A 22,364-nucleotide genomic window follows, 5' to 3' on the forward strand; every position below is an offset into this window, starting at 1 on the left:
CGGGCGGCGCAGGGCACGAACAGGTGAATTCGGGCTGGTCGTGGCTGAATTGCCGGCTTCGAATGCGCGCCGGGGTCGCCTGGCCGCGAATGTCCGGATCGGCAGAGTTCACCCATTGTTCGCACTCGGCTCGCAGTGTCGAGTTGCCGGGTCGGCTCGAGCGGCGCAGCATCGGTCGTTATGGCGTCGAATCCGCTGAATCCCGTAGGCGATATTCCGGAAACCGGAATTCCAGGCGGGCTCTCCGCCGACATGACAATGGCCGAGCAGCACGAATGGCACCGCGGCTATCTACGCCGACATCCGGTGACGCGCCGCAATATCTTGCGCGGGGCCGCCGCGGCCGCGGCCGTGGCGGCGGTCGGCACGTCGCCGTTCGGTAAGCGCGCCTACGCCGAGGGCGCGCAGCTCGCGGTGGGTGGCCGCCACGTCGGGTTCGGGCCGGATTCGACCAGCCAGCTGCGCTTCGCGGCCCAGCTGTCCAGGCAGCCGGCAGGTACCAAGGTGTTTCTCGATCACGGACCCACGCCCGCACTCGGCGGGACGGTCGAGGCCGAGGTGCGCAACCTGTTGACCCAGCTGCCGAGCAGTGACGGCGGAGTGCTTGCGGCAGAACAGTTCTACGCGCACGCGCCGGTGGACGGGCTGCCCGGCCGGGTGCCGCATTTCTACCGCTGGCGCACCGCCGACGGTTTCACCGGCGACATCCGCGCCGCCGCCACCGCGATGCCCACCGCACGGGCCGCGATCGTGCCGTTCCGCTTCACCATGATGGGCGACCAGGGCACCGACGAAACACCGGCGCAGCCATCGGGTGTCGCGCCCGGCGACTACGACGACAAGTACTACAAGGCGGACAACGACCCGAACGCACCGCACGCCAGCAACGTGCTGCGCCAAATCGCCGCGGCCAGACCGGATTTCCACATCCTGGCCGGCGATATCGCCTACGCCGATCCGTCCGGCGCGGGCAAGCCCGCCCAATTCATCGCGCACGGTGCGCAACTCCCGGACGGCTTCGACAAGTTCAACCCGTACGTGTGGGACGTCTACTTCGGCGCCATCGAGGCCAGCGCGGCCCAGACCCCGTGGATGTTCGCGACCGGCAACCACGACATGGAGGCGACCTACGGCAGCCTCGGCTACGGCGGACACGCTGCGCGACTGGACCTTCCGGGCAACGGGCCGTCCGGCTGTCCGTCGGCGTACTCGTTCACCTACGGCAATGTCGCGGTGCTCTCGCTCGACGCCAACGACGTCTCCTACGAGATTCGCGCCAACACCGGGTATTCCGGTGGGGCGCAAACGAGTTGGGTGGAACGCACACTCGCCGCCTACCGGGCGAACCCCGGCATCGACTTCCTCGTCTGCTTCTTCCACCACTGCGCCTACTCGACGACCGACGCGCACGCCAGCGACGGCGGCGTTCGCGATGCTTGGGTGGCGCTGTTCGACCGCTACCAGGTGGACCTGGTGCTGCAGGGGCACAATCACGTCTTCGAACGCACGGACCCGATCCGCGGCAACGCCGCGACGAAGGTCGCGGGCGACAACTCTGTGGTGTACCCGGAGACCGACGGCACCGTCTACTACACGGTCGGCGGCGGCGGTCGGCCTCGCTACGACTTCCAGCCGGGCTCGCGGGAGTCCTACCGCGGCAACGAAATACCGGACACCTCGGTGCCCAACAGCTACGTGTGGTCCTCCGGCGGCGATAAGCAGGACGAGGCCGCCCCGTGGTCACGGGTGCGCTTCCGTAACTACTCGTTCCTGCGCGTCGACGTCCGCCCCGGCGTTTTCGCCAGCGAAATGGACGTGACCGCCGTCGACGAGTACGGCCGCGAGTTCGACCGGGTCACCTACCGCAGGCAGGTTCGCAGCTGACCCTATTTCTTCTTTTTCGGCGGCAGCGACCGCGCGTAGCCGACGCCGCGGTCGACCCATTCCCGCAACACCGTGTCGTCGTCGGCCGCGTCGGGAGTGACGTATAACCAACCGACCCTTTCGCGACCGCCCATCACCATGGGCTCGACGAATTCGATGGCGAGTAACTGGTCGTTTTCCTTCGGATCGACCCGGACCAGCAGGCCGCCCCGCCTGCTGGCCGCCACCGCCATATTGCCGCCGATCAGAAAGGCCAGCCCGCCGAACATCTTCCGCTCGGACAGCTCGGGCCCCGGTTTGATCAGAAACCGAATACGGTCGGCCAGTTCCTCGTCATATGCCATAGCGGAATTGTCGACCAAGGCACCGACATGTTCGACGGTTACTCAGGCACCGATCGCCCCGGCGAACAGCGGCCAGGACAGGTGCACGTCGTCCTGCCAGTAGGTCCAGGCGTGCGTGCCCGCCGGGCGCAGGTTCGCGGTGACCGGGATGCCGAGTTCGTGCAGCCGGTCCACGAACGGCCGGGTGCACCCGCCGACGACCGTCTCCATCACGCCGCCGACCAGTACGCGGTCCGCCAGCCGGGCCGGATTGCCGTCGATACCGCGGTCAGCGATGTTGTCGTGCTCGCCCGGCGCCCCGTTGCCCGACGAAACGTACAGCGCCAGCCCGCGTAAGCGTTCGGCCTGCACCATCGGGTCGTTCGCGGCCCACGCCGGGTTTTCCGGCCCGCCCCACATGTTCGACGCGTTCGCGCCGAACACCGCGAGCTGTGCCGAGACGTACGCCTGCGCCACCGGATCACTGGTGCGCGGGCAGCCGCTGTAGGCGCCGACCGCCTGATAGAGGCCGGGTGCGCCGGTCGCGAGGTTCAGGGCCGAGGTGGCCGACATCGACAGTCCCGCAATGGCATTGCGGCCCGTCATGCCGAACTTGGCCTCCAGCAGCGGCGGCAGTTCCTTGGTCAGGAAGGTGGTCCACTGGTTGCGCCCGAGCACCGGGTCGTCGCGCAGCCAGTCGGTGTAGTAGCTGGCGCGCCCGCCCATCGGGACGATCACGTTGACGTTCTTGTCCGCGAAGAACTCCGCGACATCGGTGCGCCGCGTCCACGGGCCGCCGTCCTCGCCGCCGTCGACCGCGTTGAGCAGATACAGCGCGGGCGCGCCCGTGCCCGGATGCGACATCCACAGCGTGATGGGCTTGTTCATGGCCGCCGAGTGCACGACGACCTCCAGTTCCCGGCCGCCGAGCGGACGCACATCGAGGATGCGGGAATCGGGATCGGCGGCGGCCGTACCGGCCGGGACGATCGCGGCGACCACCGCGAGAAGGGGAACCAGGCATCGCATCAGCCGGCGCATGGCGTCGAGTATCTATCAGGGTCGCCGGGACGCCCGGCATTCACCGGGCGTGTTCGCCGAACGAATGAACGCGCAGGTCGGTGATGGCATCATCGGCGACATCGGCTATGTGCAGTCGCTCAGCAATCGACCAGCGCAGTCGGCGCGGGAGGTCGGGCGCGACCTGCGTCAGATACGCGTACAGCCATTCCGCGCGGCCGACCAGGAACGGGAAATCGGTGTTCATCATCTTCCGGATCACCAGCATCGGTACCGGGGCGTCGAGGGGACGGAAGTCCTTGTTCCACAAGCCGGATACGCCGCAGCCCGGATAGAACTGGCCGAGCATCAGACCCTCGTCCACCACGGCGGTCTTGCGCGCCAGATGCACGGCGTCGACCAATTCGTAGCGGGTGAGTCCGGGAAAGAGGGTGACCGAGGCCAGCATTCGAGCGTCGGCGTCGGTGCGCAGGCAGCGATAGATCTCGAAGGCGTCGTCCACCGCCGCGGTCATGGTTTCGACGGTGAGGTCGTTGCCGCCGGGAACGGCAGCGGCCCACAGACTGTGGTGCGTCATCGTGTGGCGGACGAAGGGACACACCGGGCCGTCGCGGCCCAATTGCGGGTGTGGGTGGACCAAGTGGTCGCCGAGGTAGCGAACCAAGGTGGCGGCGTCTGGATTTCGCCGCTCCCACTCTCCTGGATCGTCAAAGACGTTGCACCACGGGAATCCGGTGCGCGCACCGACGTGCCTGCGCGCGGTCGAGGCCGTCACGGCCCGGTCCGCGCCGCGGCGGGCACGGTGATGCGCTCGAGATGCCTGGCCAGGATCGGGCCGATCACGCCGACCACCGCCGGGTTGGTGAGCTGGGCGTGGGTGGCGGCCACCGGGTGTTCGATGAGGTCGCCGGTGACGAACGGACGCCACAGCTCGGCGCCGAACAGCTCGGTCGGGCCACGGGTGGCCGAAAAGTACAGCAGGTCACCGTCGAAGACGCCGGGACGGTAGCGGTGCGAGAGGGCGACGCCGTCGACGTAACCGCGATGCAGCCGTTCGAGCTGGGTCGCGGACAGGCCGGTACCGAAGGACGCACCCGCGCAGGCCAATTCGGTGGCGGCCTGGACCGCCGTCAGCTCGGGCGCGGCGTCGGCATCGTCGGGTTCGTCACCGAGCAAGTGGGTCAACAGGTCTCGCATGCGCGGCACCGGCGGCGGATCGGCGCCGTCGGGAAAGACGACGCTGTCCAGCATGGCCAGCGCGGCGACCGAGGCGCCGCGGGCACGCAGCCGGACTGCGATGGCATGCGCGATCTGACCGCCGAGCGACCAGCCGAGCAAATGATACGGGCCATCCGGCTGGACGCTGAGCATCGCGTCGACGTAGGCGTCGGCGAGGTCGTCGATCGTGCTGATCGTTCGATCGGGGCCGGTCAGGGTCGGTGCCTGCAGGCCGTACACCGGGCGGTCGGTGACGTAGCGAGCCAGCCCGGCGTAGCACCAGGCCAGCGGGACTGCGGAGTGGACGCAGAACAGCGGCGGTCGATTTCCCATGCGGCGCAGGGTGAGTAGGACGCCCAGCGCGTCGTCGGCGGTACCGTCCGCGCCGTCGTAGCCGGTGATCCGTTCGGCGAGCGCCGCGACGGTCGGTGTGGTGTAGAGCCAGCGCACCGTCACCGGGACGTCGGTCGCGGCGGCCAGTTCGGCCGAGACCGTCACGCCGAGTAGGGAATTCCCGCCGAGCTCGAAGAAGTCGTCGTCCAGGCCGACGCGCGGTTGCCCTGTTGCCCTGCCGATGTGCTCGGCGACCAGCTGCTGCGCTGCGGTGTCGGGAGCCCGATAGGGACGCGGTGCCACGACCGGGGACGGCAAGGCGGTGCGATCGAGTTTTCCGTTGCCCGACACCGGTAGTCGATCGAGCTCGATCAGCGCCGACGGAACCAGCGCCGCGGGCAGGATGCCGCGCAATCTGCGCGACGTCTCGGCGGGATCGAACCGAATCCCCGCTACCGCCACCACATAACCGACCAGCCTGGCCTCCGGCTGCCCGGCATCGGCGACGGTCACCACCGCGTCCGCGATCCCGGGCTCCGCGCGCAGCGCCGACTCGACCTCCGCCGGTTCGATGCGCCGTCCGCGCACCTCGACCTGCCCGTCCACCCGGCCGAGGAATTCGAAGGCGCCGTCCGGGCCCGCGCTGACCAGATCGCCGGTGCGATACAGCCGTTGTCCGATGCCGAATGGGTCGGCGATGAACCGGACGGCGGTGCCGGTCGGGTTGCGGAGGTAACCGTCCGCGACACCAAGACCACCAAGGTAGAGCTCGCCCCTGGCACCGGGCGGCACCTGCATCAGCCGCGAATCGAACACCACCGCAAGCACTCCCGGCAGCGCCGCGCCGATCGTGATGGGCTCGTCGGGCATCATCGCCGCCGTTTGCGTTGCCATGACGGTGGTTTCGGTCGGTCCGTAGCCGTTGAACAGGCGGACGTGCGGTGCCCACGCGCGCACCAGCGCCGCCGGACAGGCCTCGCCGCCGACCACGACGGCCCGCAGGCCGGGCACGTCGGCGGGTGTCAGGGTGGCGAGAACCGCGGGCGTCGTGAGGAAGTGGGTGCTGCCGCTGTCCTCGATCAGCCGGGCCAGCGCACCGCCCGCGACCACCGATGGCGGCTCGACCACCAGTCGGGCGCCCGCCGCGAAGCAGGCGAGCAGCTCGAGCAGATGCGCGTCGAACGACGGCGCGTGGGCGTGCAGCACGACCGAATCTCGACCGACCCCATAGTGTTCGGTGATGTAGCCGGTCAGCGACCCGAGCCCGCGATGGGTGACCAGCACGCCCTTCGGCGCTCCGGTGGTGCCCGAGGTGTAGATCAAGTAGGCCGGATGATCGGGCCGCAGCGACCGTGGGCGTTCCTTGCCGTCGATCGGTGTGCCCGCTCGGCGACCGACTTCCGCCGTCGTCCGGGAGTCGTCGAGCATCAGCCAATGAATGCCGCACCGGCCCGCGCCCTTGCGTCCGCCGACTGCACCCTCGGCCCGGGTGGTCGGACGCTGTCTACCGTCCCCGACGGGGATGGGTTCGGCGTCGCGATCGGCGAAGGCGGTGTCACACGGGAGGTGGTCGCGTACCGCAGCGACCGTAAGCCCTTGTCGCGCTCCAGAATCCGCTATCACCGTGGCGATGCGATCGGTGGGGTCGTTCGGGTCGACCGGCACGAAACACGCGCCGGCCTTGGCGACCGCCCACAGCGCTAGTACCGATTCGAGTGATCGCGCGATGGCGACCACGACGAACTCGCCGGGCCGGGCACCGCCCGCCATCAGTTCGCGGCCCCATCGCGACGATGCCTCGTCCAATTCGCGGTAGGTCATCGTGCGGCTGCCGTCCTGTATCGCGACAGCGTCCGGCACGAGGCCCGCGCGCAGCAGGTCAGGCAGCGCTCGGATCGGGCCTGCTGGCTCCGCCGCCACCGGAGCGGGCGGCGTGAGATCCAATGCCGGTATCGGGCAATCGGATTCGGCGGCCAGGAAACGGGCGAAGTAGTCGAGGAACATGCGGTGCTGCCAGGCCACCATGTCGGGGCGGTAGCGAGCCGGATTGGCGTGGAAGTCGATGCTGATCGAGCGTTCGTCGGGACCGGCCTGATAGCCGTTCACCAGGAGGTCCTCGACCGGGCCGAGGGACAGCAGGCGCACCTGGCCGGTCAGTGCCCCGAGGCCGAACGGCTCGGTGAAGCCGAGCACGTTGACGACGGGCCCGAATCCGCCGCGCACCACGTGGTGCTGTCCGCGGTCGCGTTGCATGTCCTCATACCGGTACCGCTGATGGCGCAGTGCGCCGATCACTCGCGATCGCACCTGGGCGATGATCGCGCCGACGGTGCCGGTGTCGAGGCCACTCAGCCTCAGCGGCACCACATTCGACATGGAACCCGCCGAGCGGCGCAGCGCCGCGGTGGGACGCGCGGTGACCGGCAAGGTGAGCGTGACCTCGCGGCGGCCCGTCATCCTGGCCAGATAGCAGGCGAAGGCCGTGACGGCCAGTTCGGGGAAGGTCGCGCCGTGGCGGGTGCGGGCGGCGGCGACCAGTTCCGCCGTCGCGGCATCCAGGGTCGCGGTCACCCGGTGTGGTCGAGGCCCCGGTGCGGCGGGGCGTCCGGCCAGGCCGAGGGGTTCGCCGAGTGTTTGGAGTTGGTTGTGCCAGTAGTCGCGGTCGGCCTTGGCCCGGGAAGAATCCTGGTATCGGCGTTCGTCTTCCAAGAGCTCGGGTATCGACATCCATTGCCCCGCAACGGCTTCCGAGCGATAGAGCTCGCCCGTGCGACGTAGCACGGCTGCGGCCCCCACGCCGTCGACGACGATGTGGTGACTGCGCAGATACAGCAGATGATGGTCCGGCGCTATCTGGAACACGGTTGCGACGGTGAGATCGTCGGTGCGCGGATCCAGCGGCGAGCTGTAGTCGCGTTCCATTTGATCCTGCGCCACACCGATCGGATCCGCCTCGTTGGTCAGGTCCGCGAGCCGTATCGGCAGCTCCGCCGATTCGTCGATGTACTGGTGCGGATACCCGTCGACGAGGCGGAACCGCAGGTTCGGCGATTCGAGTTCGCGGGCCGCGCGGCGAGCGCACCGCGACATCAGGGCGACGTCGAGCGGGCCGGTCAGGTCCAGGTACATCGCGACCGTGATCGGCACCGTCGGGTGCAATTGCTGGGCCACCCACCACCGCAGCTGCGCCGTCGACAGTGGATACATCGACTGTGCCGTTGCCTCCGCCCGGTCGAGCGACACGGCGTCGTCGGCTCCGGTCAACACGCCTCCCTCGATTCGGAAGCCACCGCTGAATTGTCCACGGGCAAACTTACGGCATCCACGCCGGAACGAGCCGTAATTCCAGCGCGATCGGCGCGTGCCGGGGCCACTGTCAGCACAAATGAATTAGGGCGAGGCGTTCGGTCCGGCTCAGCCCACCGCGAGGAGCCCTCCTGAAATGGATATCGCTACGCGATGGCATTCACCTCGACAAAGGCGCCCTCGCTCAGACGACGCGCGACCGCACCAGATCCCGCGCGGCCGCGCGATAGCGGTCCGCGATGAGCCGGACCACGGCGGGATGAACGCCGATGGGTTCGGCGACACCGTCGGCACCGGCCTCGTGCAGGCGTTGCTGAAACAGCCCGTGCGCCAGCAGGTACGACGCGATGAAAACGCGTTCCGAACCGGAATCACGGAGAGCAGCAACAACTTCCGGTACGCGGGGCGTTCCCGTAGCGATGTAGCCGAGACGGACCGGCGTGCCGAGTCGCTCGGTGAGCATAGCGGCGGCCCGGCGAACATCCTGGCGGGCACGGGGATCCGAGGAACCGGCGGCGGCGAAGACCACCGCGTCGCCGGGTCGCCAGCCCGCGGCACGCAGGCGCATGGTCATGATCCGGGCCAGTGCCGGGTCCGGCCCCATCGCCGGGGTGACCGCCACCGCCGGGTGGCGGCTGTCAGCGACTTCCCGTGGGACGTCCTGATACACGTGATAGCCGGAGGCCAGGAACGCCGGAACGACCACGGCGGGAACGGATTCCCCCGCCGGTTCGGTCAGATCGCGCAGCACCTCGGCGGGCGAGGGACCGAGTACATCGACGAAAGCGGTTCGCACCGGCGACATCCCGGGGAGCTCGGCATCGCGCCCCGAAATCGCGACGCCGAGCTCCCTGGCCACCGCCTCGGCCAGCGCGGCGATCATCTGTACCCCACGAGTACTTCTGGTGCCATGCGCCACCAGCACTAGGGCGGGGTCACTCACGAGGTCCCCATGGTCTGCACATACCGAGTCGGCGCGCCGACGACCGGCTCGGGCCGCGGGTTGTTGTCGATGCATTCGGCCGCGTCCAGCGCCAACCGGTAGCCGCGCTTGACCACCGTCTGAATCGCCTTCGGCGCACCGAGTCCCGCGCGCAGCCGAGCGATCGCGGTCTCCACCGCGTGCGTGTCATCACCGCCACCGGGTAGCGCGGCCAGCAGGTTTTCCCGAGACACAACCCGGCCCGGCTGCCGGGCAAGCGACCGCATCAGTGCCATCGGCGCGGGCGCGAGCTGACGTACCTCACCGTCGACCACCACGCAGCCGCCACGCACGCTGAGCGTGTGCCCGGCGGCGTAGATCCGGTTGGCCCGCCGCGGCAGTTCCTCGGCGACGTGCCGGGCGAGCGCACCGAGCCTGGCGCGTCCCGGCATCGACGTGGCCACCCCGAGTTCTTCTAATGGCGCCGCGGTGATCGGGCCGACGCACGCGGCGAGCACCCGCCCGCGCAGCGCGTGCAGCACGCCCTCGAGCAGCCCGGTTTCCTTGGCGCGCATCAACATCGACGCCACGGCGGGCGCGCTGGTGAACGTCACGCAGTCCAGATTGGACGTCACGATGGCCTCGATCAGCTGGTCCATCGGACCCTGATCCTCCGGCGGCATCCACCGATACACCGGCACCGGCACGACATCCGCACCGGCACAACGCAATACCTCACAGAAGTCGGGCACCGGCTCCCATTCCGTGGTGGCACCGTGCAGTTGGACCGCGATGCGCACGCCCTCTACCCCCTCGGCGAGCAGATGATCGAGCACCTCGGCGGAGGACTCTGACGCGGGCGACCATTCCTCACGCAATTCGGCGGCACGGATGGCGCCCTTGGCTTTCGGGCCGCGCGCCAGCATCCGGGTGTCGCCGAGTGTGGCGCGCAGGTCCTCCGCGATGCCCCAGCCTTCGGCCGCCTCCATCCAGCCGCGGAAGCCGATGCCGGTGGTGGCCACCGCGATTCGCGGCGGGTCGACGATGAGCTGGCGGGTCACCCGCTCCAGCTCGGTGTCGTCGGCCAGCGGGATGATCCGGATGGCCGGGGCCGACACGATGTCGGCGCCGCGGCGCAGCAGCAGCGTGGCGAACTCGTCGGCCCGTCGGGCCGCAGTGATGCCGATGGTGAAACCGGCGAGGCAGGGGCCGGCGTCGGTGGTTGTCATGCGGTTACCCGTCCGAGGAAGCGAGCCCGGAGCTTACCGGCTCGTTGGAGATCGAAACGATGCCGTCGGCTACGCGGACCGCGTACACCGGCAGCAGCGCCGATTCGTCGTCCAGGCAGCGCCCGTCGACCAGGGAGAACGCCTGCTTCAGCAACGGCGAGGCGACGACGGGGACGCCGCCGCGGTCACCGACGATGCCGCGCGAGATGACCGCGGCCCGGCCGATCGGATCGATATTGCCCACGGCGTAGAGCATGCCGTCGGCCAGCAGGAATAGGGCGGCCTGGCGGCCACCTTTCAGCAACACCGCGACGCCGCGGCCGGGGATCAGGTAGTCGAGCCGGCACGCTTGCGTCCAACCGGTGGCGGTAACTGCGGCGATGCCGGGGGTATCGATCACGGTCATGGGTGTCATCCTCCAATCGCCTTACCCATTGGTACAGGCGCCCTGTTTCTATGGGGTTAAGCCGTCATTTCCCGTGCGTGGCGACCGGAACGTCCGGCATACCCAGCAGCACCGGCACCTTGCGCTCTCCGGTTTCATCGAACGAGATTGTGGGATCGGTCTCATCCGGGGCGTTCACGAAGGAAACGAAGCGCGACAACTTCTCCTCGTCTTCCAGCACCGCGGCCCACTCGTCGCGGTAACCGGCGACATGCTTGGCCATCGACGCCTCCAACTCGTCGGCGATGCCGAGGCTGTCCTCGCAGACGACCTGCTTCAGGTAGTCGAGGCCGCCTTCGAGGGCCTCCTGCCACGGCGCGGTGCGCTGCAGCCGGTCAGCGGTACGGACATAGAACATCAGATAGCGGTCGATGTACTTGATCAGCGTCTCGTCGTCGAGCTCACCGGCCAGCAGCACCGCATGCTTGGGCGAAAGTCCGCCGTTGCCACCGACATACAGATTCCAGCCGTGTTCGGTGGCGATCACGCCGACATCTTTGCCGCGCGCCTCCGCGCATTCGCGGGCGCAACCGGAGACGGCCAACTTCAACTTGTGCGGGGAACGCAGTCCGCGGTAACGCTTTTCGAGCAGCACGGCCATGCCGACCGAGTCCTGCTGACCGTAGCGGCACCAGGTGGAGCCGACGCAGCTCTTCACCGTGCGCAGCGACTTGCCGTACGCGTGACCGGATTCCATGCCGACATCGACCAGGCGCTGCCAGATCCGCGGCAGCTGTTCCACCCGCGCGCCGAACAGATCGATCCGCTGGCCGCCGGTGACCTTCACGTAAAGGTCGAATTCCTTGGCGATTTGGCCGATGGTGATGAGTTGGTCGGGGGTCACCTCGCCACCGGGCATCCGAGGTACCACCGAGTAGGTGCCGTTCTTCTGCAGGTTGGCCAGGAAGTGGTCGTTGGTGTCCTGCAGCGCGGCCTGCTCGCCGTCGAGGATGTGCTCGCTGGAGGTCGAGGCCAGGATGGAGGCGACGGTCGGCTTGCAGATGTCGCAGCCGGTTCCCTTGCCGTACTTGGTGATCAGGCCGGAGAAGGTGCGGATGCCGGTGACCTGGACGATCTGGAACAGCTCGGCCCGCGACTGGCCGAAGTGCTCGCACAGCGCCTTGGACAGCTCGACGCCGGACTGCTCCAGCAGCTTCTTGAGCATGGGAACGCAACCGCCACAGGAGGTTCCGGCGGACGTGCACTTCTTGATACCGGGAATATCGCACGCGCCGTCGGCGATCGCACCGCAGATCGCACCCTTGGAAACGTTGTTGCAGGAGCAGATCTGCGCGTCATCGGGCAATGCGTCGGCGCCCAATTCCGCACCGGCGGGCGAGATCAGCGCGGCGGGCTCGGCGGGCAGCGGCCGCCCGACCAGCGGCCGCAGCGCGGCGTAGGCGGTGGCGTCGCCGACCAGGATGCCGCCGAGCAGGATCCGCGCGTCATCGGAGACAACGAGTTTCGCGTAGGTGCCCTTGGCGGCGTCGTGCAGCACCACCGACAGCGCGCCCGCGGTGCTGCCGTGCGCGTCGCCGAAGCTGGCCACGTCGACGCCGAGCAGCTTGAGCTTGGTGGACAGGTCCGCACCGGGGAATTCGCCTGCGCCGCCCAGCAATCGGTCGGCGACGATCTCGGCGGTGGTGTAGCCGGGCGCGACGAGGCCGTAGCAGGTGCCCTCGACCGCGGCGCATTCGCCGATGGCCCAGATGTTCGGATCCGATGTCTGCAAACCCAGGTCGGTGCTGATACCGCCGCGCGGGCCGACCTCGAGGCCGCTGTCGCGGGCGATCTGATCGCGCGGGCGGACCCCGGCGGAGAAGACGACCAGCGACGCCTCGATCACCGAGTCGTCGGACAGGCAGACCCGAATGCCGTTGTCGGCCGCCTCGATCGATGCAGTGCCGACGCCGGTGTGCACCTGCAGGCCCAGGTCGGTGACCAGGCGTTCCAGGATCGCGCCGCCGCCCTCGTCCACCTGCGCGGGCATCAACCGCTGGTTGAACTCGACCACGTGCGGTGTGAGACCCAGCAGCCGAAGCGCATTCGCGGCTTCCAGGCCGAGCAGCCCGCCGCCGACCACCACGCCGACGGCACCCGGTCCGGCGGCCGCAGCGGCCGCTCTAATGCCGTCCAGATCGTCGATGGTGCGGTAAACGAAGCACTCCGGTCGGTCATGACCCGGCACAGGCGGTACGAACGGGTACGAGCCCGTGGCGAGCACCAGCGCGTCGTAGGCGATGGCGTCGCCCGCCGACGTGGTCACCTTGCGGGCGTCCCGGTCGATCGTCTCGGCCCGCTGCCCGAGCCGCAGCTCGACCAGCGCGTCCCCGGTGTACTCGTTCCCGGGCAGCGCCAGCGCGGCGGTGTCCCACGCGCCCACGTAAGCGGACAGGCCGACGCGATCGTAGGCGGGCAACCGCTCCTCGCTCAGCACCACCACCTGCCACTGCCCCGCCTCGTCCCGCGCACGCAGTGCCTCCACGAAACGGTGCCCGACCATGCCGTGGCCGACGACCACCGCGGTCTTACGCAGTGCGGGTGCGACTGAGTGATGCGTCGGCGTGCTCAAGAAGGGCCTCCAATGATCCGGTTGGCCCCACGGTAGGAAACAGGTATTGCCGCCATGCTGCGCGCGATGACCACAGCATCAACGGTTGCTCACGGGTCGACAAATACCCACGTGAGTTCAGCGCTATGTTGCGCGAAAGTGACGCAACGATTTCCGCGCGCCACCAAAAGACCGACCTCGCAAAAAATCAGCCGGTGAGGTGTGACGCGAAAATCATGAACGCCGCCGCACCGCCCCGCAACTCGAACGGTGAGATCAGTTCCAGGTGTCTTCGAGCATGCGTGGCTTGCATGCCTGCCAGGCACCCGCGAGCAACACCAGTACGGCCACGCTGAGCAAGGCGAAGGGGGCGAGCCAGCCGTCGGTCATCGAGTGCAGCACGCCGAACAGCAGTGGGCCGACGCAGGCGACCGCGTAGCCGACGCCCTGGGTGAAGCCGGAGAGCGCGGCGGAACCGCCGGGGGTGCTGGTGCGCAGGTTGATCAGGGTCAGCGCCATCGGGAACGTGCTCGGGCCCAGGCCGAGCAGCACCACCCAGAGGATGGGCACGCTCATCGGGGCGACGAGCAGTCCGACGAAGGCGGCGATGAAGAAGGCAGCGCAGCCGATCACCACGGGGAACGGATTGCGGAATCGTGTAACGACCGTCGGCGCGCTGAGCGCCGCTGCCAGCCCGACCACCGCGAACAGGCCGAGCATCGAGCCGCCGAATCCGGCGCTTGCTCCGGCGTCGCTGAGGATCTTGGGCAGCCAGGTGAACATCGCGTAGGTGATCAACGAGGTCATGCCGAACATGCCCGCCATGCCCCAGGCGAGCGGGGAACGCCAGACGCGTCCCGTGCGCGGCGCGTCGGCCGGCAGCGCGGTGGTGTCCACGACATCGCGGCCGCGCCGGTCACGCAGCACGCCGAGCCACGGCAGCACGGCCGCGAAGCCGAGTACCGACCACAGACCGAGCGAGATCCGCCAGCCGTGCGCGTCGGCGATCGGGACCGCGACGAACGCGGGCACCACGGTGCCGAGCTGCACCATCATGATGTAGAGCGAGCTGACCACCGCGAGCCGATCGGCGAAGTAGCGCTTCACCAGCGGCGGGATCACCACGTTGCCGATGCCCATGCCTGCGAGGGCCAGGGCGGAGAAGACGAGCAGTTCGCCGGTGCCGGACAGCAGCACCCGGACCAGCTGGCCGAGCCCGGCCATCAGCATGGCGACCAGCGCGGTGCGCTCCAGCCCGAAGCGGCGCACGAGCACCGGGGTCAGCAGACCGGACACCGCGAACATCGCGGTCGGGATCATGCCGAAGACGCCGACGACCGCGGTGCCGTAGCCCACGTCGTCACCGATGCGCTCGGCCAGTGGACTGAACGCGGTGACCGCGACGCGGAGAGTGAGCGCGGACATAACGATGGCCGCGAGAACAAGCAGACGCCCCTCCGTCAGCGCGCGCCGACGCTGCTCGACCTGCGGTGATTCCTGCTCGGTCGAGGTTTTCTGGAGGGTTGCAGTCACTGCGAAATCATAGGATGACCGGATGATAGGAGGCAACGGTTTGTGATGAGCGGTACTCTATGCAGGTGCAACCAGTCCGGCGCACCAGCCTCATCGCCCAGGTCACCGAGCAGCTGCGTGCCGAAATCCGTTCCAGCCGTTGGCCCATCGGCTCCCGTATCCCTACCGAACCGGAGCTGACCGAGCTCACCGGAACGGGTCGAAACACCGTGCGTGAGGCCGTCCAGGCGCTCGTGCACGCGGGGATGTTGGAGCGACGCCAAGGTTCGGGAACCTATGTGATCGCCTCCTCCGACCTCGGCGGCACGCTCGGTAAGTACTTCGCCGACGCCGAAGAACGTGACGTCCTCGAACTACGCCTCGCGCTCGACACCACGGCCGCCGCGCTGGCCGCGCGCCGCCGCGACGACGGCGATATCGCGAACCTACTGCAGCTGCTCAGTGAACGCGACAAGGCCTACAACGACGACAACCCGACCGCGATCGAGTCCGACGTCGAGCTGCACCGCGCCATCGTGGTGGCCAGTCACAACGCCGTCTACCTCGAGTTCTACGACTCGCTGCTGCCGATCATCGAACAGGTGATCCGGGCCAGGACGTTGAAATCCGACGACTCCTTCCCCGAGGCGCACGCCGAACTGGTACACGCCGTGATCGACGGCGACCCCCAGCGCGCGGCCGAGGCGGCCCGCTGCTTCCTCAACACGCTTATCGCCGAGTATCCAGAAGTAGGATAAGAGCGCTACCGCGTCGGAGCAGACGCCGAGTGGGCAACTCTCACTTGCCGTCTGCTCCGAGTGTGAGTCGGAATTGCCTCGAACGTCACGCGAAGCCACGGTGCCGCAACAACCGCGCCCTACGTTGTGAAACGACCGTAGCTAGGCAACTCGACTCCGCCGGCGGCGCCAGTGCCGCGATGAGGGCCGGTCGAGTGCGAACGAGAGGACGCCGATGACTGCCATCGCAGCCGCATCCGGCACCGAGTCGGATACCGCGACTGACGCTCCATCGGACCCACCGACCTTCCGGCACCAGACCCGCGGCCGCTGGCTGGAGCAGTGGGAACCGGACAACCTGAAATTCTGGGAGTCCGGCGGCGCGCAGACCGCGCGCAAGAACCTGATCTTCTCGGTGTTCGCCGAGAACCTCGGCTTCAGCATCTGGGTCATCTGGGGCACCGTGGTCACCAGCATGGGTGCCGCGGGCTTCGGCTTCCTGGCCGGGCTCGGCAAGGGCGATCCGACCGCGGTGAGCAACGCGCTGCTGCTGTCGTCGACCCCGACCCTGGTCGGTGCGGCACTGCGCATTCCATACACCTTCGCCATCCCGAAATTCGGTGGGCGGGCCTTCACCGCGTTCAGCGCGGCGATGCTGCTCATTCCCACGCTCGGCCTCGTGTACTTCATCAACCAGCCGAGCACGCCGATGTGGGTCTTCATGATCCTGGCCGCGCTCGCCGGTGTCGGCGGCGGCAACTTCTCCTCGTCGATGTCCAACATCAACTTCTTCTTCCCCGAGGGCAAGAAGGGCGCGGCGCTCGGCATCAACGCCGCGGGCGGCAATCTCGGTGTGGCACAAACGCAATTGGTGCTGCCGCTGCTGATCACGCTCGGCACGCACATCATGGCCAAGGACCCGGGCGGCTACCGGTTCGGCATCACACTGTCCATCCTGGTGTGGGTGCCGTTCATTCTGCTGGCGCTGTTCGGCGCGCTGCGCTACATGGACAGCATCGCGACGGCCAAGTCCGACGGTAAGTCCTACAAACTGGCGCTGACCAACCAGCACACCTGGGTGATGGCGGTGCTCTACGTCGGCACCTTCGGCTCGTTCATCGGGTTCTCCTTCGCCTTCCCGACCTTGATCAAGGCCAACTTCCCCAGCCTGGCCAATATCGGCTGGATCAGCACCATCGGCAATCTCGCCTTCCTCGGCGCGTTCGTCGGCTCGTTCAGCCGTCCGTTCGGCGGCTGGGTCTCCGACAAGATCGGCGGCGCCAAGATCACCCTGTCGGTGTTCGTCGGCATGGCGGTCGCGGTGGCACTGATCATGGCCTCGCTGGAGCTGAAAAGCTTTCCGCTGTACCTGATCTCGTTCCTGGTGCTGTTCGTGATGACCGGCATCGGCAACGGCTCGACCTACCGGATGATCCCGACCATCTTCAGCGCGATCTCCAAGAAGTACGCCGCCGAGCACGGCCTCGACATCACCGAGTCGACCGCCTCCGCGCGGCGGCAGGCCGGTGCGGCGATCGGCGTGATCGGCGCGGTCGGCGCCTCGGGCGGCTGGGTGCTGCAGCAGGCGTTGCGGTTGTCCAACACGCACTATCACACGATGGCTCCAGCGTTTTGGGGCTACGCCGTGGCGTTCCTGCTGATGGGCGCCGTCACCTGGTGGTTCTACCTGCGGTCCTCGTTCGCCGTGGACCGGGTACCGTCGCTGGCTTACGCCAAGGTTTAACCGGCACAACATCTAACGCACGTCGGCCGTCGAAAGTCAGTGATTCACAAGACTTTCGGCGGCCGACTTTCGCGTACTAGAGCATGAGGCGGACCATGTCCGCGGTGCGTGCCAAACCGGGGAACGCCTCCGGCGTCGAACGCGGATGCAGCGCGTGCACGGCGAGCCGAAACATGACCGCGCGCAACAACATCTGCGGCCACTCCGGCAGATCCCGCCAACGCTCCAGCAGTCCGTCGTCGGCACCGCCCCAGGCCAGCGCGTCCACCACGATCACCCCGGCCGCCCACGGCGCGGGCCGCCAGTACGGCGTGATATCGGTGAGGCCGGGGGTGAATGTCCCGGCGAACAGCACCGTCCCGAACAGATCGCCGTGCACCAGTTGGGCGGGCGTCTGCACCGGCTTGCGCAGGGTGGCCAGCTGGCCGATGAGTTCCATGCTGCGCTGCCCGTCGGGCGAATCCGCCGACGGCAGTGTGCCGCCCGCGCGCAGGCTGCGCAGCGGCACCGCCTCCCAGGCGGCCCGGTCGGCGGCGACGAACACGTCCACATCGACCCACGGGGCGACCGGCGGCTGCACCAGGAAGCGGGGCCGCTCGAGGTGCGTCGTGGCCTGGTGCAGGCGCAGCGACACCGAAACCACCTCGTCGTGCCTGGGTTCCGGGATGCCTTCCAGATACGTGTCGGCCCGCCAGCCGGAGACCACATAGCGGCCGTCGGTCGCGCGCACCGGGCGGGCCAGGCGCAACCCGTCCACCTTCAACGTCTCGCGCACCTTGGCCGACCACGCCGCACGCGCGTGATCGGCGACCGGGCTGAGCACCACGTCCCCGAACCGCCAGCCACCTTCCCAGTCGCCCAAGGTGACGGGGGAAACCTCGCGTAGACCGAACGTGGAGCGCACGTGCTCCGGGGGTTCCACAGAAGTCACGGCCGTACCGTACCGCCGCCGCGGACGCCGTACAGCACGCCGCGCCGAACCGCAACCCTCGCCGACCGAAGGCGCCCTTCACCCGCCCCAGCAGGCCGCAGGCCACCTTCAGTCGGTGCGGACCAATCGACCGAAGGTGGCCTTCGGTTGGTCTGACGGGGTGAAGGGCGCCTTCGGTCGGTTAGTAGACGGGGAGAGTGGGGTCGATCTGGCGGGCCCAGGCGATGACTCCGCCCTGGAGGTGGGTGGCGTCGGAGAAGCCGGCGCGCTTGAGGGCGGCCAGCGCCTCGGCGGAACGCACACCGGTCTTGCAGTGCAACACGATCGGGCGATTCTGCGGCAGCTCGGACAGCGCCTCGCCGGACAGGATGCGGTCCTTCGGAATGAGTTTCGCGCCCTCGATGTGCACGATGTCCCACTCCACCGGCTCGCGCACGTCGATCAGCTCGATGTCCTTGCCCGCGTCGAGCAGATCCTTCAGCTCGCGCGCGGTGACCGTCGAGTCGGCCGCGGCGGCCTGGCCCTCCTCGGACACCACCCCGCAGAACGCCTCGTAGTCGATGAGCTCGGTGATCGGCTGACGCTCCGGGTCGCGGCGCAGCTTGATGGTCCGGTAGTTCATGTCCAGTGCGTCGTACACCATGAGACGTCCGAGCAGCGGCTCACCGATGCCGGTGATCAGCTTGATCGCCTCGGTCACCATCACCGAGCCGATGGACGCGCACAGCACGCCGAGCACGCCACCCTCTGCGCAGGACGGCACCATGCCCGGCGGCGGGGCCTCCGGGTAGAGGTCGCGGTAGTTGATGCCGCGCCCGTCCGGCGCGTCCTCCCAGAAGACCGAGACCTGGCCCTCGAAGCGGTAGATGGAACCCCACACGTAGGGCTTGCCCGCCAGCACCGCCGCGTCGTTGACGAGGTAGCGGGTGGCGAAGTTGTCGGTGCCGTCCACGATCAGGTCGTAGTCGACGAACAGCTCGACGGCGTTCTCCGGCTCCAGCCGAATCTTGTGCAGCCGCACCTCGATGCCGGAGTTGATCTCGAGGATCGAGTCGCGCGCGCTGTCGGCCTTCGGACGGCCGATGTCGGACTCGCCGTGGATGATCTGGCGCTGCAGGTTCGAGGCGTCCACCTCGTCGAACTCGACGATACCGAGGGTGCCGACGCCGGCGGCGGCCAGGTACAGCAGCGCCGGGGAGCCGAGCCCACCCGCGCCGATCACCAGCACCTTGGCGTTTTTCAGTCGCTTCTGCCCGTCCACGCCCAGGTCGGGAATGATCAGGTGGCGGCTGTAGCGGGCGACCTCATCCTTGGTCAGCTCCGCGGCCGGCTCGACCAACGGCGGCAGGGACTTAGGTGATGACACGTCCAGGACTCCTCGAATCGAATGGGTCGATCTCGGTATACAACACCCGCGACCAGACCGTTCTTCCCGACCTATCGTCGCGCACCGGGTATCGGGTCAACCTCGGGGGTACGGCCAGGGGTTGAAGCGGCAGCGCTTGCCGTCCATCGGGACCACACCGTCCGGCTCGAGGGCGGCGATGTCGTTGTTCTTGGTGCCGAAGGTCTGCTGCATCATCACCGGGGCGAGGCCGCCGTCGGTCTCGCACGGCTGGTGCTGGTGGTAGCCGATGGCGTGGCCGACCTCGTGGTTGATCTGGTACTGCCGGTAGGAGCCGATATCGCCCTCGAACGCGAGCGCGCCGCGCACCCAGCGGACCTCGGAGAGCACCACCCGGCCGAGATCGGCGTTGTAGCAGGACGAGTCGATCGGAATCTCGAAACCGCACGCCTTGCGGCTGGATTCGCGGGAGGTGAGCGAGACGCGGAAGTCGGTGTCGCCCTGGTCGACCCGGCGGAAGCCGAACTTTTGGTCGTGCGTCCAGCTTTTCGGGTTGGCGAGGGTGGACTCGATCAGCTTCGCCACGGACTGGTCGCCGCCGAAGCCCGACGTGTCGACGCCGTCCTCGATCTCGACGGTGTAGCGGAATACCGAGTCGGTGCCGGTGCCGATCTGGGCGGTCGACCCCGGCACCACATGCCAAGTGCCCGTGCCGGTTTCGGCGAAGCTGCCGCCGTCGGGCAGCGCACCGGTCGGCAGGTCGGCGGGAAAGTGGCCGTCGCCGGTCGGCCCGCCGATGATGCCGTTGCTCGCGGCACGTGGGCTCAGGTGCCCGAGGCCGGGCATGCCGCTGACCGTGGTCGCCGGGTCGGAACCGCGTACCGCGTCGACGACCACCAAGACCGTGACCGCGAACAGCACCGGCAGCGCATACGCCCGCCAACCATAGGTGGAGACGAATCGTCCCAGGGCGCTTTGCTTTTTGACGCTGCGGTCGGGGCGATCCCTGGTTCGGCCCTCGGTGGCGGCGGTGGGATCCCAACTGGCACGCAGTGGTTGGTGCGAACGATCCTGCTGACCGTAGAGGCCGAGCGGATCGTAGATCTCGACGCCGTTGCGGTCACGGCGCGGTGCGGGTGAATCAGGCTGAGCGGCAAGGGGATCCGCTGACCGTGCGGCGCCGTCGGGGCGGGCGGCACGGTCGGATCGACGGCTGGAGCCGTCGTCGGCATCGAGCGGTGGCGCAGCGCCGGGGCGGGCTGCTGCGCCAGGTTGTGCGTCCGGCCTTGACCTTGCCACGGGTTCCGACCCTACGGAACCGGGCGCGCCGGGGCCAGCACGGCGGCGCGAGTCGCGCCCGCCGCCGGACGTGACCGGCGGATCGGCGTGCCGCTCCCCGGGTCGGTCGGCGCGGAAAGTCACGAACACCAGGTTCTCACAGGACGCAAGCGCCGCCGTCGGGCACGCCACATCGGCCGACGGGTGCGACATTTCTCACCGCGTTCCACCAGATCTCCGGGGCCGGTCGGCGGCCGGGCAACAACCGAGTATCGTTCTTGGGATACCCGGTGCTTACCCCTTGCCGGGGAATCAACTGGGAGAGCCGAAATGACTGACCTCGTGGACCGGATGGCGTCCCGTAGATCGTCGTCCGAGCCCGCCAAACGCGGCACCCGGCTTCCGCGTGACGAGCGACGTCTGCAGCTACTCGCGGCGGCAAGCGAAGTCTTCGTGCAGCGCGGCTACCACGCCGCGGGCATGGACGAGATCTCGCAGTGCGCCGGAGTGAGCAAGCCGGTGCTGTATCAGCACTTCACCAGCAAGCTGGAGCTGTATTTGGCGGTGCTGCAGAACTACGTGGACATGCTGGTGTCCAGCGTCCGGCAGGCGCTGCGGTCGACCACCGACAACCGGCAGCGCGTGCGCGCCGCCGTGCAGGCCTACTTCGATTTCGTCGACAACGAGATGCAGGGTTTCCGACTGGTCTTCGAGTCCGACCTGACCAGCGAGCCGCAGGTGCAGCGCCGGGTCGAGCAGGCCACCGAGGCCTGTGTCGACGCGGTGTTCGATGTGGTCGCGCACGATTCCGGCTTGGACCCGTACCGGGCGCGGATCCTCGCGGTCGGCCTGGTCGGCGCGAGCCAGTTCACCGCGCGCTACTGGCTGGAAGCCGACCGGCCCATCCCGAAGGAGGAGGCCATCGATACGACCGTCTCCCTCGCCTGGGGTGGCCTGTCGCGGGTTCCACTGCACCCGATCGACTAGGACCAATCTAAAAAAGCCTCCGGCACTCGACCAAGCGGTCGGGTGCCGGAGGCTTTTTAGATTCAAGGCCCACCATGACAACTGATTTCAGGAGCACATGGGTAACTCATCGGGCACGGGCTGGCTCGCCCACCGCGTTACCGCCGGCCGCCAACGTCGATGCCCCCGCACCTAGATCTGGCCTAAATACGCGGAGAGGCGGGTCAGACAGTCGCGAAGCCGACTCGGCCGCTCGTGACAGTGCCGATCTCGACGTAGGCGACCTTCGAGGCCTGGATCAGGAACTTGCGACCCTTGTCGTCGGTCAGGGACACGACGCCGCCGCTGCCGTTCAGCGCACCGGACACCAGCGTCTCGACCTCTTCCGGGGTCTGCGAGCTGTTGATCAAGAGCTCGCGCGGGCTATCCGAAATACCGATCTTGACCTCCACGGCCAACCTCCGAACGTAAGAGTCCTGTGCTGTCGATCCAAGGCTAGTGCAGGGAGCCACAAAGTTGACAGACGGCTACCTGCGCCCTCAGCGAACAAGGAACCGGCTCGAGCTGGTCACATTAAGGTGCATTCAAGACAACTGATCTCGAGCGCACATGGGTAACTC

General features: G+C 68.2%; 17 protein-coding genes. 4 read left to right on the plus strand and 13 right to left on the minus strand.

Annotation, left to right across the window (positions count from 1 at the left end; translation table 11 throughout):
- Nucleotides 1–180: 180 nt before the first annotated feature.
- Complete coding sequence (locus tag ACIBK2_RS34510; RefSeq protein WP_396973530.1) at nucleotides 181–1,884, plus strand: metallophosphoesterase; 1,704 nt, start codon at nucleotides 181–183, stop codon at nucleotides 1,882–1,884.
- Between the two features lie 2 nt (nucleotides 1,885–1,886).
- Here ACIBK2_RS34510 and ACIBK2_RS34515 read toward each other — a convergent pair whose 3' ends face one another.
- The 9 genes from ACIBK2_RS34515 to ACIBK2_RS34555 all read right to left on the minus strand — a co-directional run bounded on the left by ACIBK2_RS34515 (nucleotide 1,887) and on the right by ACIBK2_RS34555 (nucleotide 14,764).
- Nucleotides 1,887–2,228: a TfoX/Sxy family protein gene (locus ACIBK2_RS34515; protein ID WP_396973532.1), complete on the minus strand. Its 342-nt coding sequence runs from the start codon at nucleotides 2,226–2,228 to the stop codon at nucleotides 1,887–1,889.
- 42 nt (nucleotides 2,229–2,270) lie between these two features.
- Nucleotides 2,271–3,248, minus strand: coding sequence for an alpha/beta hydrolase (locus ACIBK2_RS34520; RefSeq protein ID WP_396973533.1), 978 nt, complete (start codon nucleotides 3,246–3,248; stop codon nucleotides 2,271–2,273).
- A gap of 40 nt (nucleotides 3,249–3,288) precedes the next feature.
- Nucleotides 3,289–4,002 carry a DUF6875 domain-containing protein gene (locus ACIBK2_RS34525; protein ID WP_396973535.1) on the minus strand — a complete coding sequence of 238 codons (714 nt, stop codon included), beginning with the start codon at nucleotides 4,000–4,002 and terminating at the stop codon, nucleotides 3,289–3,291.
- Nucleotides 3,999–8,042: an amino acid adenylation domain-containing protein gene (locus tag ACIBK2_RS34530; protein ID WP_396973537.1), complete on the minus strand. Its 4,044-nt coding sequence runs from the start codon at nucleotides 8,040–8,042 to the stop codon at nucleotides 3,999–4,001. The genes ACIBK2_RS34525 and ACIBK2_RS34530 overlap by 4 nt, the downstream gene beginning before the upstream one ends.
- Before the next feature lie 226 nt (nucleotides 8,043–8,268).
- Nucleotides 8,269–9,027: a sirohydrochlorin chelatase gene (locus ACIBK2_RS34535; RefSeq protein ID WP_396973539.1), complete on the minus strand. Its 759-nt coding sequence runs from the start codon at nucleotides 9,025–9,027 to the stop codon at nucleotides 8,269–8,271.
- The gene (locus ACIBK2_RS34540; RefSeq protein ID WP_396973541.1) at nucleotides 9,024–10,235 is read right to left on the minus strand and encodes a uroporphyrinogen-III synthase; all 1,212 of its coding nucleotides are present in this window, start codon (nucleotides 10,233–10,235) and stop codon (nucleotides 9,024–9,026) included. Before ACIBK2_RS34540 ends, ACIBK2_RS34535 begins: the two co-directional genes overlap by 4 nt.
- A 4-nt stretch (nucleotides 10,236–10,239) precedes the next feature.
- Nucleotides 10,240–10,641 (minus strand): nitrite reductase small subunit NirD, encoded by a 402-nt coding sequence (gene nirD / locus ACIBK2_RS34545; RefSeq protein ID WP_396973543.1) that lies wholly within the window; start codon nucleotides 10,639–10,641, stop codon nucleotides 10,240–10,242.
- 64 nt (nucleotides 10,642–10,705) lie between these two features.
- Complete coding sequence (nirB, locus tag ACIBK2_RS34550) at nucleotides 10,706–13,216, minus strand: nitrite reductase large subunit NirB (RefSeq protein WP_396973615.1); 2,511 nt, start codon at nucleotides 13,214–13,216, stop codon at nucleotides 10,706–10,708.
- A gap of 291 nt (nucleotides 13,217–13,507) precedes the next feature.
- Nucleotides 13,508–14,764: a CynX/NimT family MFS transporter gene (locus ACIBK2_RS34555; protein WP_396973545.1), complete on the minus strand. Its 1,257-nt coding sequence runs from the start codon at nucleotides 14,762–14,764 to the stop codon at nucleotides 13,508–13,510.
- Nucleotides 14,765–14,829: 65 nt separating this feature from the next.
- Between ACIBK2_RS34555 and ACIBK2_RS34560 the strand changes: the two genes are divergently transcribed.
- Together ACIBK2_RS34560 and ACIBK2_RS34565 are read left to right on the plus strand one after the other, a co-directional pair.
- Complete coding sequence (locus ACIBK2_RS34560) at nucleotides 14,830–15,501, plus strand: FadR/GntR family transcriptional regulator (protein WP_396973617.1); 672 nt, start codon at nucleotides 14,830–14,832, stop codon at nucleotides 15,499–15,501.
- A 214-nt stretch (nucleotides 15,502–15,715) separates the two neighbouring features.
- A complete protein-coding gene (locus ACIBK2_RS34565; protein ID WP_396973547.1) occupies nucleotides 15,716–17,224 on the plus strand; it encodes an MFS transporter in 1,509 nt (502 codons plus the stop codon).
- 76 nt (nucleotides 17,225–17,300) lie between these two features.
- Here the strand turns inward: ACIBK2_RS34565 and ACIBK2_RS34570 are convergent, their stop codons facing one another.
- The 3 genes from ACIBK2_RS34570 to ACIBK2_RS34580 all read right to left on the minus strand — a co-directional run bounded on the left by ACIBK2_RS34570 (nucleotide 17,301) and on the right by ACIBK2_RS34580 (nucleotide 20,604).
- A complete protein-coding gene (locus ACIBK2_RS34570) occupies nucleotides 17,301–18,155 on the minus strand; it encodes a TIGR02569 family protein (RefSeq protein WP_379285562.1) in 855 nt (284 codons plus the stop codon).
- 181 nt (nucleotides 18,156–18,336) lie between these two features.
- Nucleotides 18,337–19,521 (minus strand): adenylyltransferase/sulfurtransferase MoeZ, encoded by a 1,185-nt coding sequence (gene moeZ / locus ACIBK2_RS34575; protein WP_396973550.1) that lies wholly within the window; start codon nucleotides 19,519–19,521, stop codon nucleotides 18,337–18,339.
- Between the two features lie 96 nt (nucleotides 19,522–19,617).
- On the minus strand, nucleotides 19,618–20,604 hold the full coding sequence (locus tag ACIBK2_RS34580) for a DUF3152 domain-containing protein (RefSeq protein WP_396973619.1): 987 nt from the start codon (nucleotides 20,602–20,604) through the stop codon (nucleotides 19,618–19,620).
- A 504-nt stretch (nucleotides 20,605–21,108) separates the two neighbouring features.
- On the opposite strand from ACIBK2_RS34580, the gene ACIBK2_RS34585 reads away from it, so the two are divergent.
- Entirely contained in the window at nucleotides 21,109–21,765 is a 657-nt protein-coding gene (locus ACIBK2_RS34585; protein ID WP_150402487.1) for a TetR/AcrR family transcriptional regulator, read from the plus strand.
- A 203-nt stretch (nucleotides 21,766–21,968) separates the two neighbouring features.
- On the opposite strand, the gene ACIBK2_RS34590 is transcribed toward ACIBK2_RS34585, so the two are convergent.
- Nucleotides 21,969–22,196, minus strand: a complete 228-nt coding sequence (locus ACIBK2_RS34590) for a DUF3107 domain-containing protein (RefSeq protein WP_396973621.1) — start codon at nucleotides 22,194–22,196, stop codon at nucleotides 21,969–21,971.
- Nucleotides 22,197–22,364 lie beyond the last annotated feature (168 nt).

It is taken from the genome of Nocardia sp. NPDC050175 (assembly GCF_044459885.1).
GTDB lineage: Bacteria > Actinomycetota > Actinomycetes > Mycobacteriales > Mycobacteriaceae > Nocardia.